Source organism: uncultured Bacteroides sp., from assembly GCF_958445495.1.
Classification (GTDB): Bacteria; Bacteroidota; Bacteroidia; order Bacteroidales; family Bacteroidaceae; genus Bacteroides.
The window spans coordinates 19,619-30,947 of record NZ_CAUCSQ010000033.1 but is presented as its reverse complement, the minus strand read 5'-3'; the positions used below and the strand labels follow the sequence as shown (position 1 = coordinate 30,947).

Here is an 11,329-nt window from a genome sequence, read left to right as displayed (position 1 = left end):
AATAAAACATAGAACAAATGAGAAATCTATTAGTATTAAGTCTTTTCCTTTACATAGGAAGTCTGCATTTGTCCGCTCAAAATACTGTCACAGGTACGGTAACGGACAAAAAAGGTACTCCCCTTCCGGGAGCGAAAGTAGAAGTAAAGGGAGGAGTGGAAAGTACACTTTCCGAAATGGACGGTACGTTTAAGCTGGAAAGCGACAAACCTATTGACAAAATAAAAGTGTATTACGGCGGTATGCGTCCGAGGGTCATCTCCGTAGCTCCCCTGCAAATAAAACTATTCAAAGAGAACTGGTGGACCCGGAAACCCGACAAATACAGTTGGATGATCGGTTTGCAGGCGGCATTTCCCAAGAATAATGCGTCCAACCCTTCATTCGGACTGATGGTAGGCCGGGTGAAATATGTCGGCTGGTATGTAAAAGGAATCTATGGCAGACCCAAACACAGGGAAGGATATATTGACGACTACCACGACAAATACTGGACTACCGGCAAGGCAAAAGCCGGTTTCTGGTCGGCAACCGCCGGTTTCATGGTTCGCCTGGGATGCCCGATTCACTTGTATGCAGGTGCGGGATTTGCAGAAAGAAACAACTATTGGGAACTTCACAACGGCAACTATGCGGATTTCGACCCGGACTATTTCGGCAACCTCATATTCGATGCGGGCCTGATGGTACAGGTAAAGAAGATGTTTGTCAATGCAGGCATACTCCCGGCCTTGGAACATGGAATCATAGCAGGCAACGTAGGTGTAGGACTTTATTTTTAACTGAAAATAAAAATTAGACGATAATGAAAAAAATACGATATATAATAGGAATGGCGTTAAGCGCATGTCTGGTGCTATTCGGATGTGAGGAACTGACAGATCCTTATTACAACCCTGCTCCTTCAATTACGGGCGACAGCGACATCTCCCACATCACTGCACATTCGGCAACGGTATCAGTTCACTTGGGAAGCAATCCGGGCTCCTCTTATTATTCCTGCTACTTTCTGCTTTCCACCTCACCCGATTTGAGCAATGCTCTGAAAGTAGATGCCAGCTATAACAATGGAGGAGCTTATTCCGCCACCTTCACCGAACTGGAACGCAGCACGACCTACTATTACACACTGTGCATCTCAGACGGAAGAAGCGAGACGCGGGGAGAGATACAAACATTCACCACCAGCGGTACTATCGGAATAAACGGAGTGACATTAACTTCCTGGGACGGTTCCGGAACAAGCGGAGAACTTCCTTCCGAAATCGGAACATTCCTGATGCAGGGCGATATTCCATACGGAAACTACAAATACCACAACAAGAAAGTTCAGAACAACGGAGGCGCATGGCAACTGCCTTACGAGATAGAAGCGAACGAATCAAATCCTCTGCGGCTGTATGCGTACGCTCCATACAATGATGAATACGCCGAAAATCTGGAAATCCTCATAGATGTCAAGAATGAAAACACCGACTACCTGTACGGATACAGTAACGAAATCACTGCTGCCAATCCCAACGTCGGCATTGCCATGAAGCATATATTAGCCAAGGTCATACTTACCATTACTAACGGAAGCACGGCTCCGATTACTGTTGTCAGCCTCAACGGGGAAGTATTGCCATACCAAGGCTGGTTCGACATCCTAAACGGGAAAATCACCGACTACGATTCGGGAGAAGGCATAGACAGGAAAAGCGACATTGCTGTCGGCAACACGCAGAATATCGAAATATACACCATCCCCGTACATTTCGGTACAGGCAACGTCACGCTGTCTCTGAACATCAGCGGGCACTATTTTTCCGTAAATATGGATGCAGCCCAATGGGACGCCGGAAAACAATATACTTATCCGGTCACTGTCAACGAAAATGAGCTTACCGTCGGCAGCGTAAGGGTGGAAGACTGGACCAACCACCATGCAGGAGATATTACAGTTAATAACTAAAAAAAGAACGCAATGAAAAGTTATCAAATGATACGGATTGCTGCGATGGCGGGTTGCATGGCATTCGCCGTATCGTGCAACAACGAAAACGAAACGCTTCCAACCGTCCGCAACGGCCGGGTTCCGCTGGAGGTAGACGTAAATGTGACAAAAACACGCTCTATCATTACAGGCACTACTTTACCCAAAGGAGCCACATTCGGCATTTTCGCCTTGAAAGGGAACAATGACGAGGCGCTTGAAAACGGTATGAATAATCAAGTAACTTATGACGGAAGCAGTTATACGCTGACGAATAAAATATACTTGCCGCCAAGTATAGATGTACCTGTTTATGCCTATTATCCGTACAATCCGGCATATAAAGACATCAATTACCTGAAAGGAGAAATACCGGTGGATGTCGAGTCCCAGACTGATTACCTCTATGGTTACAGCGCCGATTCGGAAAATCACCTGACATACGCAAACATAGACAATCCCAAAGCCAGCCTTTTATTCAAACATGCTCTTTCCCGCATTACTTTCATCATCAAGAAAGCGGAAGACAACACCAAAGAATACGCGGTTGATTACGCGGAATTGTCCGGAGTTTACGAAAAAGCCCACCTGGTTTTAAAGGTTAATCCGGAAGAACAGCCTATCATTTCTCCGAAAGGGACCGCCATCATTACGGCAAAACCGGATAATTCTTCAATCGTATCCTCCGGAACAACCGTCGAATATCTGGCTATTCCGATGGAAACGGGCGAAGAAACCCGGCTTACTGTCCGGCTTGCGGACGGCAGTTCCATTTCCGCCCCGTTACCGACTACCCAATGGCTGTCAGGACGACAATACACTTATACCGTCACCATCCAGAATGCCAAACTGATTATCAGCCAGGCATTAATTACTCCTTGGGTGAATACGGACCAAGGAGGATTGGATATCGGGGACGAGAACTACGCCGGCGCTTCCATCGGCGACATCTATTACAGCGACGGTACTTATTCATCCAAATATTATCCGGAAAAGACTCCCATCGGCTACGTGTTCGCCCTGACCGACGAAAAAGACGGCAACATCAACCGGACATTGAGGCATTCCAAACACGGAAGGATTATTGCCTTGAAAGATGTGAGTGACATCAGTTATATCTGGGCCAAAGAAGACGGCGACATAACCGCTATCCAGAATTATCAGGTCTCGGACGATATGCATACCACGACCATCAACAGTATGGGTATGATTACCCAATGGTATGTTCCGGAAAAAGAAGCATGGCAAGATTTCAACGGACAGAAGAATACGCTGGCTATCTGCAAAGAGAGTTATCCTGCCGCTTACGCATGCTACACTTACGAAACGGAAGGCAGGGCGGCCGGAAGCTGGTATCTGCCCGCAGCCGGAGAACTGAAGCTGTTGGAATTGCTTTGCAACGAGAAGATTATCTACAATGTGGACAATGACTGGTTCACCGCTATGGGAACGAATTACTGGTCTTCAACGGAAATAAATTCGAAAGAAGCGGCAATATGGTACAATTCTGAACCTGAACACAGTTCCGAAAAGCAGAATCAATTTCCCGTCAGGGCCGCCAGTACATTTTAATGATAAAAAACGTATAAAGATGAAACTCATGAATACTAAAATAATGTCTTTACTGCTTTGCGCAAGTGCGATAACCGCTTCTTCCTGCAGCGGGAACAATGAAGAAATTATTCCGGGAAGCAGTTCATTAAAAATAAAAACCGCCATATCATCCACCCGTGCGGTTATAGAAACCGAAAATTTTTCTTACGAAGACGAGATAGGTATTTTCGCCCTGAACGAAGAAGGAACGGCATACAGCAAAGAAAGCATGAACATGACGGGAATGTACGTGGGAGACAACCAATGGAACATTGACCCGGAATTATTCCTGACAGAACAAAAAGCGGCCATTTATGCTTATTATCCTTATTCATCTTCCAATCAGGCTCCCGCTACCGTCAATGTGAACATCATGCCGAATTATCACAAAACCATCAAAGGACAGATAGACTACCTTTACGGACAGGGAGAGGCTGATGCCGCATATCCGGAGGCAAACATCACCTTCAACCATGCATTGGCCCGCGTGACTTTCCTTATAAAAAAAGAGGAAACTGATGCCGGAAAGGGTATTTTAAGTAAAATAATCCTCCGCAACACTTCCAACAACACTGTCATCGCCACATCGGGAACCATGGATATCCGGACCGGTGAAATCACTCCCAAAACGAATGAAGACGCCGCTATCACCCTGACCGGCGACTACGAGCTGAACAGTAACAAAGAGGAAAAAATAGACTTCCTGGTTATTCCGGCACAAATCAGCGACAACACGGTGGAGCTGGCATTGACCGTTGACGACGGAATCTATATAATCACATTGCCGGCCACCGTATGGGAGAAAGGGCAACAATATACCTATCCTGTGACTATCAGCAGGAAACAGTCGCACACATAAACTTAATACGGATATTCACTAAAAAGAAACGACCATGAAGAAAATAATCACGTTATGCATTGCTTTCCTGGCCTTGACGGCAGGAAACCTTTACGCCCAGTCTGCCAAAGACCTGGCGAAAGAAAGGAAAGAGAACGCCAAGCTTTCACGTTCGGAGCTCAATGAGAAAGCGTCAAAAGCCGCCCGGAAAGAGGCTAAAAAGTTAAAGAAAGAAGGTTGGGGAACTGCTCCAGGAGCTCTTCCCATGGATAAACAGCTTGACAAGTCATATACCATGCAGTATGAATACGACGAATCGGGCTATCCGAAATACCTGATGGGGGAAGCGATGAGTATCGGCCAAAACTATGACGGAGCCAAAATGCAGGCGCTCGAACTTGCCAAACAAAATCTGGCGGGACAAATACAAACGGAGATAACGGCACTGGTGGAAAACCAAGTAGCCAACCAGCAGCTTTCCGCGGAGGAAGCCGCCACCGTAAGTAAAAGCGTCATGGCAAGCAAGAACCTTATCTCGCAAAGCATCGGCCGGGTCATTACCGTTATGGAAGTGTACCGTACCCTGTCCAACAAGAACAAGGAAGTATTGGTACGCATAGCCTACAACAGCGGCATGGCAAAAGAAGCCGCTAAGACAGCCATCCGGAAAGACCTGGAGAAACAGGGGGATAAAATGCAAGGACAACTGGACAACCTCCTGAAGTGGTAATCAAATTTGTGACAGATGAGGATATACGCTTCTTTGTTATTTTTAATTCTTCTCCCACTTACCCTTTCCGCTCAAAAGACGGAAAAGGTTTGTGGGGAATATATTTACTATGCTCCGGCGGACAAGACATTGGAACAGGCCAAGCTTATCGCATTGGAACGTGCCAAACTCCAGGCGCTGGCTGACGAATTCGGAACTATCGTCTCACAGAGCAACGCCAGCATGATGAAAAATGAAAACGGAAAAACAGACAGCCATTTCTTCTCGCTCAGCAGCAGTGAGGTAAAAGGCGAATGGATAGAAAACCTGGAGGAACCGGAATATCAAATCAGCTATGAACAAAACATGCTGGTTGTCAAATGTACGGTGTGCGGAAAAGCCCGGTCCGTCACCAACAAAGCCGCAGATTTCACGGCATTGATACTCCGCAACGGTGTGGAAGAGAAGTTTGCAGATACCAGCTTCCGCAACGGAGACGATATGTTCCTCGCTTTTCAGGCGCCTGCAGACGGCTACATAGCCGTTTACCTGATAGACCAGTCGTCCACAGCCTATTGCCTGCTCCCGTACCAACAGGACAATGACGGGCAACAGCCTGTAAAACAGGGGGAAAAGTATGTGTTCTTCTCTCCCCGGTCTGCCAGGGAATCCGCCTCTCTCGTTGATGAATACACCCTCACCTGCAAAGATGCGGTTGAATACAATCAGGTTTATGTTATTTTTTCTCCCAATCCTTTTACGAAAGCCATAGACAGCCGGCAGGATTCGTCGCTCCCCAGGGAACTGAGCTACGAAAAGTTTGCCGAATGGCTCTCCAAATGCAGGAAGCGTGACGAGAGAATGGGAGTAAAAAAAATAGATATTGAAATAAAACAATAACCGATATATTTTCATGAAGCATCTGCTTTCTTTACTGCCCGTTCTTTTTTTCGGGACTTGCAGCATCGCTCAACAGAACGATACATTCAGGGAACAATACGAGGCTTTTCAGAAACAGAAACAGACCGAATATGCCGACTTCCGTCAAAAAGCCAACCGGGATTATGCAGCATTCATGCGGAAGGCGTGGACATGGTATCAGGCGAAAAAGGGATTGCCGATGCCTATACAACCGGACCCGCCGATGCCCGCCCCCGTTCCTCCCGTATTGGAAAAAGGGCAGCCTCTAAAAGAAAAAATCACTCCTTACAGAAGCATTGCCAACATCCCGCAACCGATTGAGCAGCCTGTTCCTGTCGCTCCGATTCCCGAAACTCCTTTATCCGGCGGACTGTTTCATTTCCGCTGTTACGGGACCGACATGCAAGTACGCCTTGACGGAAGCCAACGTTTTACCCTGCGAAGCACTCAAGAGGCAGATGTGGCGGACGCCTGGGAAACATTGTCCGGCAATACTTACAACAACCTGCTCATAGACTGCCTGACCATACGCAAACGTCACCAATTATGTGACTGGGCTTACCTGTCCGTATTGGAACAGTTGGCTAACGACTTTCTGGGCGACAATACTCCGGAAGCTGTTTTATTACAAGCTTTCCTGTTTCACCAGTCCGGTTACCAGACAAGATTGGGACGCTCGAAAAGCGGCAAGCTCTATGCATTGGTGGCAAGCCGGCACATCATTTACAACATGAGTTTCTTCGATATAGGCGGAAAACATTTTTATGCGCTCCGTTACCGGGAAGACGGGCTTTATATTTACGCCAACCCTTACCCCGGAGAGCAACAGTTATCTTTGGAAGTAGGCAGGGAACAACTGTTCGATGAAGCCCCTCTGCCGCCACGTACCTTACAATCCCAAGGGGAGTATCCTTTAACGGCCACGTTGGAGTTCAATAAAAACCTGATAGATTTCTACAATACTTATCCGCAGTCTTACGTCAACAATAACGGTACTACCAAATGGCGTTTTTATGCCCGGACACCGATTTCCCGTCCAATCAAAGAAAAGCTGTATCCTGTTCTACAAACCGCCATAAACGGAAAAAGCGAACAGGAAGCCGCCAATATCCTCATCTGTTTCGTACAAACGGCGCTGACTTACGGTTATGATGACGAAATCTGGGGAGGCGACCGCCCTTTCTTTGCAGACGAAACTCTTTATTATCCGTACAGTGATTGTGAAGACAGGGCTATTTTATTCTCAACGCTCGTCCGGGACTTATTGCATTTGGATACCGTACTGTTGTATTACCCCGGGCATTTGGCGACAGCGGTTTGTTTCCGTGAAAAAGCCGGAGGGCAAACACTGATAATCAACCGTAAAAAATACACCTACTGCGAACCGACATGCAGCGGTTACGCTCCGGTGGGATGGTGTCCCCAAGACTTGTCTGCGATACAACCGGAAGTGATACTTTACTGAATCTTAAAACATATCCGCCGCCTCATCCGTTATTATAAAAAAACAGGAATATGAAACATTTAATTATTGCAGCGGAAATCTATCTTGCAGGGGGGTGTTTCTGGGGAACAGAGCACTTCCTGAAACAAATCAGAGGAGTGGAAAGCACACAGGCGGGATATGCGAACAGCAACATCGCCAACCCAAGTTACGCACAGGTGTGTTCGGGCAAAACCGATGCGGCGGAAACGGTAAAAGTCACTTATGACCCCAAGACGTTAAGCCTGGATTTATTACTCTCCCTATACTTCCGGACAATCGACCCGACCAGTCTCAACCGTCAGGGAAACGACCGGGGGACACAGTACAGGACAGGTATCTACTATACGGACGAGAAAGACCTTCCCGTTATCAAACAGGCTGTCCGGACATTGGCGACCCAATATCACCACCCTATCGCGATAGAAGTGAAACCTCTGGCAAATTTCTATCCGGCAGAAGCTTATCATCAGGATTATCTCGACAAAAATCCCAACGGGTATTGCCACATCGACCCGTCTTTATTCGCAATGGCACGCAAAGCCAATGATGCAAAGGGAAATAAATATCAGAAACCGGACGACGCGGATTTGCGCAAGAAATTATCGGCGGAGCAGTATGCCGTAACTCAAAAGAATGCGACCGAACCTGCTTTCCACAATGAATACTGGAACGAGTACCGTCCAGGCATCTATGTAGATATCACAACCGGAGAACCTCTGTTTGTCTCCACGGATAAATTCGATTCCGGCTGCGGATGGCCCAGTTTCTCCAAACCGCTCCGGAAAGACTTACTTACAGAAAAGAAAGACACCTCTTACGGAATGGAACGTACGGAAGTACGCAGCAAAACCGGAGACGCCCATCTGGGACATGTCTTTACAGATGGCCCTAAAGACAAAGGCGGATTGAGGTATTGCATCAACAGCGCCTCACTCCGCTTCATTCCGAAAGAGGAAATGCAGGAACAAGGATACGGCGACTATCTTCCGCTTGTCAAGTAACTTTTTTCAAACGGCATATACGTTTCAACTTGCAATACAGAAACAAGGCTGCCCCATTTTTCATGGGGCAGCCTTCATCGAAATTACGGGTGAACACCCGAACAGTCTAGTCGGTGAAAACCGGAGTCTAGTTCTCCTGCAATTAAGGAGCAATGATATAAATAATAAAGGAATAGGTTATCTTCTTGCGCTACCCGCCCTTTCCGAAGAATGGGAAGAAGGGCTCCGTCTACTGTTGCTTCTTGCCCTCTCGGAAGACGGATGCCGTTCTTTCTGCCTACCGGAGACCGTATTCCGAACAGGCGTATTGTTTCTGTCAACCGGACCGTTGCCCGGACGCCGGGACGGGTCCGGACGCCTTACTTCCCCCGGACGCCTCGGAACGCCATGCGGCCGCGCCGAAGAGTTCGGACGGAAACGGACTGAACCGAAATCCGAACGGCGATAAGAATGAAACGCCCGTTGTTCCCTTACCCGATACGGCGCAGGATAATGCCTGAAATCATATCTGTCCCGATAGAAACTGACATGGCGGATATGCGGGCGATAATGTGCGCCGCAATAGGTCCGATAATGATAAGGTACTCCGAAATAGAATAAGTTGCGATTCGGATAATGCACGTAAACCCGGAAACTCCATTTTCCTCCGGTCACATAAACCGGACGGCAGAAATAATCCGTATTCAGAAAACGACGGTACTGCGCATCGCTCAGCACCCAGCGAAGCTCGTCATTCCGAATGTCCAGCGCTTCATAATAATCGTCCAACGCCCACTCGTACCCACGCGCCACATAATCCGCCACATTACGGACAGAATAAATAAAATCGTAATTAATTTCATACGCATCATTGTATTGCCGAGTACTCAATCCCAACTCATACGCCATCTTATCGGTAAGAAAACGGGCATCCCTGCGTATCTTGCCGCCGCTTATTCCGGCCATTGCCGTCGTGCCGGCAGCCCATCCGATAGCAAAGAGAAAAAATAATATTCGTTTCATAATCCAGTCCTCCGATTATTTATTCACCCGGCGGATTTGTTTACCCGGCGGCATTTCCCGGCAGACACCTGTTCCGAGCCTGGCAAACATTGTCAGCGCCTGCTATAATTCCGCACGAACTTATACATTTCGTCCTTATTGGAAGAGAACGTCAACGTGGAAACCACTGTAAAAAAGGCTTCTTTATCAACAATCCGGGGATACATCATCTTCATAATCTCCATCCGGTCGTCGTCGAAAGTATAGAGTTTCGTCAATCTCAGACATTGGTCGGACGTAAAGTCAGAACCTGCCAATGCCGCGTTCAGCAACGCCATACGCTCATCTTTAAAGGGTTCTTTCTTCATATTATCATAAAACGCCTTGAAAAGCTGTTCGTTCATCACTTTACCGCGACGGTTATAGTCGGGACGGTGCGCTCCCTGTCCGCCGGGTTTGCCCGGACGTACGCCATCGTCGCTCCCGCCGACAACAATATCCTTTACTCCGTTCCCGTTAAAATAAATACGTTCGCTATACAACTTTCCGCCTTTCCAGACGCGCTCTCCCGGAGAGGTAAAACGGGTGGCAAACACTTCAACGGTATAATATCCGGGATTCAGGTTGGCAATGAAACAGGCTGTAGCGGGTAAACAGACCCGGGTTCCTCCCAAATAAACGAGAATCGGGACATTCCCGCCGTCAATACGGATTCCGTTGACGGACTGCGCTTTCAAAGAAAGAACGCTGAACAATATACAGAAGCTTATTATAATCCTACGCATAACTTATCCATTTTTTACGGTTTATATCTTTCATCCGACAGCACAAAAATAGGGCAAGGAAACTCCCCGCCCCAATGATTCTCTCTATTCATATATAGGGAAATCCCTATTTCATTCAGGAATCCGCCAAAGAGATGCCGTCCGTATGCAAAGTAACCAGACGTTTCTTGTATAAGTCGCCCACTCCTTTCTTGAAAGTCTTCTTGCTGACGCCAAACGTATTATAAATTTCTTCCGCAGGGCTTTTATCATTCAGTCCGATTCGCCCGCCATGTTCCTTGATATAGTCAAGCAGTTTTCCTGAGAAATCATCAATCTTCTCAAAACCCGGTTTCTGAAGAATCAGGTCTACCTTGCCGTCTTCACGCACTTGTTTGACAAAAGCCTTCTTCTCCATTCCTGCCTCCAAGGTACAGAAGATTTCGTTCTCATAAAGCAAACCGCTGTATGTATTGTCTATAATCGCCTTAAATCCCAAATCCGTCTTCTGCCAGACGAGGATATCCACTTCATCCCCCGGAACATACTCCGGTTTTTCTTTCGACAGGTAACGCTCCACTTTTGCCGAAGCTACAATGCGGTAACTTTCCTCATCCAAATGCGCATGAATCACATACTTCCGTCCGACCTGCATCTTCATCTTCTGCTCCCTGAAAGGAACAAACAAGTCTTTCATCAACCCCCAGTTCAGAAAGGCGCCGAACTGATTTACCCACGCAACTTCCAGGCAAGCGAACTGTCCGACCTGCACCAACGGGGTGAGCGTGGTGGCAATCAGTCTCTCATCCATATCCAGATAAAGAAACACATTCAAAATATCCCCTACCCTGCAATTTTCCGGCACATACCGGGCAGGCAATAGGATTTCACCTTCTTCCCCTCCGTCAAGATACATACCGAAATCCACCTCTTTCACCACCTCAAGCTGATTGAACTTTCCTAATTCGATGCTCATATTCTGTTTACACTTTATTTATTGCTTATAAGGGACAAAGATAATCGATTTTAAACAGAACCTTCTATCAAGCCGGTATAACTTT

10 protein-coding genes and 1 pseudogene are annotated in these 11,329 nt (G+C 47.2%); 8 read left to right on the top strand and 3 right to left on the bottom strand.

Annotated features, from left to right (window positions below; all coding sequences use genetic code 11):
- The first annotated feature begins 17 nt into the window (after nucleotides 1-17).
- The 8 genes from Q5076_RS11875 to msrB are packed head-to-tail and all read left to right on the top strand — an operon-like array spanning nucleotide 18 to nucleotide 8,523.
- The gene (locus Q5076_RS11875; protein ID WP_303013548.1) at nucleotides 18-782 is read left to right on the top strand and encodes a carboxypeptidase regulatory-like domain-containing protein; all 765 of its coding nucleotides are present in this window, start codon (nucleotides 18-20) and stop codon (nucleotides 780-782) included.
- A gap of 23 nt (nucleotides 783-805) precedes the next feature.
- Nucleotides 806-1,954 carry a fimbrillin family protein gene (locus Q5076_RS11870; protein WP_303013546.1) on the top strand — a complete coding sequence of 383 codons (1,149 nt, stop codon included), beginning with the start codon at nucleotides 806-808 and terminating at the stop codon, nucleotides 1,952-1,954.
- Nucleotides 1,955-1,966: 12 nt separating this feature from the next.
- Nucleotides 1,967-3,547: a fimbrillin family protein gene (locus Q5076_RS11865; RefSeq protein ID WP_303013544.1), complete on the top strand. Its 1,581-nt coding sequence runs from the start codon at nucleotides 1,967-1,969 to the stop codon at nucleotides 3,545-3,547.
- Nucleotides 3,548-3,575: 28 nt separating this feature from the next.
- A complete protein-coding gene (locus Q5076_RS11860) occupies nucleotides 3,576-4,427 on the top strand; it encodes a fimbrillin family protein (protein ID WP_303013541.1) in 852 nt (283 codons plus the stop codon).
- A 34-nt stretch (nucleotides 4,428-4,461) separates the two neighbouring features.
- Nucleotides 4,462-5,136: a hypothetical protein gene (locus tag Q5076_RS11855; protein ID WP_303013538.1), complete on the top strand. Its 675-nt coding sequence runs from the start codon at nucleotides 4,462-4,464 to the stop codon at nucleotides 5,134-5,136.
- A 15-nt stretch (nucleotides 5,137-5,151) separates the two neighbouring features.
- Nucleotides 5,152-6,015: a DUF4384 domain-containing protein gene (locus tag Q5076_RS11850; RefSeq protein ID WP_303013536.1), complete on the top strand. Its 864-nt coding sequence runs from the start codon at nucleotides 5,152-5,154 to the stop codon at nucleotides 6,013-6,015.
- 13 nt (nucleotides 6,016-6,028) lie between these two features.
- Nucleotides 6,029-7,501, top strand: a complete 1,473-nt coding sequence (locus Q5076_RS11845; RefSeq protein WP_303013534.1) for a hypothetical protein — start codon at nucleotides 6,029-6,031, stop codon at nucleotides 7,499-7,501.
- 50 nt (nucleotides 7,502-7,551) lie between these two features.
- Nucleotides 7,552-8,523: a peptide-methionine (R)-S-oxide reductase MsrB gene (msrB, locus tag Q5076_RS11840; RefSeq protein WP_303013531.1), complete on the top strand. Its 972-nt coding sequence runs from the start codon at nucleotides 7,552-7,554 to the stop codon at nucleotides 8,521-8,523.
- Between the two features lie 327 nt (nucleotides 8,524-8,850).
- On the opposite strand, the pseudogene Q5076_RS11835 reads toward msrB, so the two are convergent.
- The 3 genes and pseudogenes from Q5076_RS11835 to Q5076_RS11825 all read right to left on the bottom strand — a co-directional run.
- A pseudogene (locus tag Q5076_RS11835) lies at nucleotides 8,851-9,525 on the bottom strand (hypothetical protein); the annotation flags it as partial.
- 92 nt (nucleotides 9,526-9,617) lie between these two features.
- A complete protein-coding gene (locus Q5076_RS11830) occupies nucleotides 9,618-10,289 on the bottom strand; it encodes a DUF4476 domain-containing protein (protein ID WP_303013529.1) in 672 nt (223 codons plus the stop codon).
- A gap of 115 nt (nucleotides 10,290-10,404) precedes the next feature.
- Nucleotides 10,405-11,244 (bottom strand): S1 RNA-binding domain-containing protein, encoded by an 840-nt coding sequence (locus Q5076_RS11825; RefSeq protein ID WP_303013527.1) that lies wholly within the window; start codon nucleotides 11,242-11,244, stop codon nucleotides 10,405-10,407.
- Nucleotides 11,245-11,329 lie beyond the last annotated feature (85 nt).

What these genes read in the sequence shown, in the direction of transcription:
- Q5076_RS11825 (WP_303013527.1), bottom strand. Translation starts at nt 11,244, where the DNA reads ATGAGCATCGAATTAGGAAAGTTCAATCAGCTTGAGGTGGTGAAAGAG.
- Q5076_RS11860 (WP_303013541.1), top strand. Translation starts at nt 3,576, where the DNA reads ATGAATACTAAAATAATGTCTTTACTGCTTTGCGCAAGTGCGATAACC.
- Q5076_RS11865 (WP_303013544.1), top strand. Translation starts at nt 1,967, where the DNA reads ATGAAAAGTTATCAAATGATACGGATTGCTGCGATGGCGGGTTGCATG.
- Q5076_RS11830 (WP_303013529.1), bottom strand. Translation starts at nt 10,289, where the DNA reads ATGCGTAGGATTATAATAAGCTTCTGTATATTGTTCAGCGTTCTTTCT.
- msrB (WP_303013531.1), top strand. Translation starts at nt 7,552, where the DNA reads ATGAAACATTTAATTATTGCAGCGGAAATCTATCTTGCAGGGGGGTGT.
- Q5076_RS11850 (WP_303013536.1), top strand. Translation starts at nt 5,152, where the DNA reads ATGAGGATATACGCTTCTTTGTTATTTTTAATTCTTCTCCCACTTACC.
- Q5076_RS11870 (WP_303013546.1), top strand. Translation starts at nt 806, where the DNA reads ATGAAAAAAATACGATATATAATAGGAATGGCGTTAAGCGCATGTCTG.
- Q5076_RS11875 (WP_303013548.1), top strand. Translation starts at nt 18, where the DNA reads ATGAGAAATCTATTAGTATTAAGTCTTTTCCTTTACATAGGAAGTCTG.
- Q5076_RS11845 (WP_303013534.1), top strand. Translation starts at nt 6,029, where the DNA reads ATGAAGCATCTGCTTTCTTTACTGCCCGTTCTTTTTTTCGGGACTTGC.
- Q5076_RS11855 (WP_303013538.1), top strand. Translation starts at nt 4,462, where the DNA reads ATGAAGAAAATAATCACGTTATGCATTGCTTTCCTGGCCTTGACGGCA.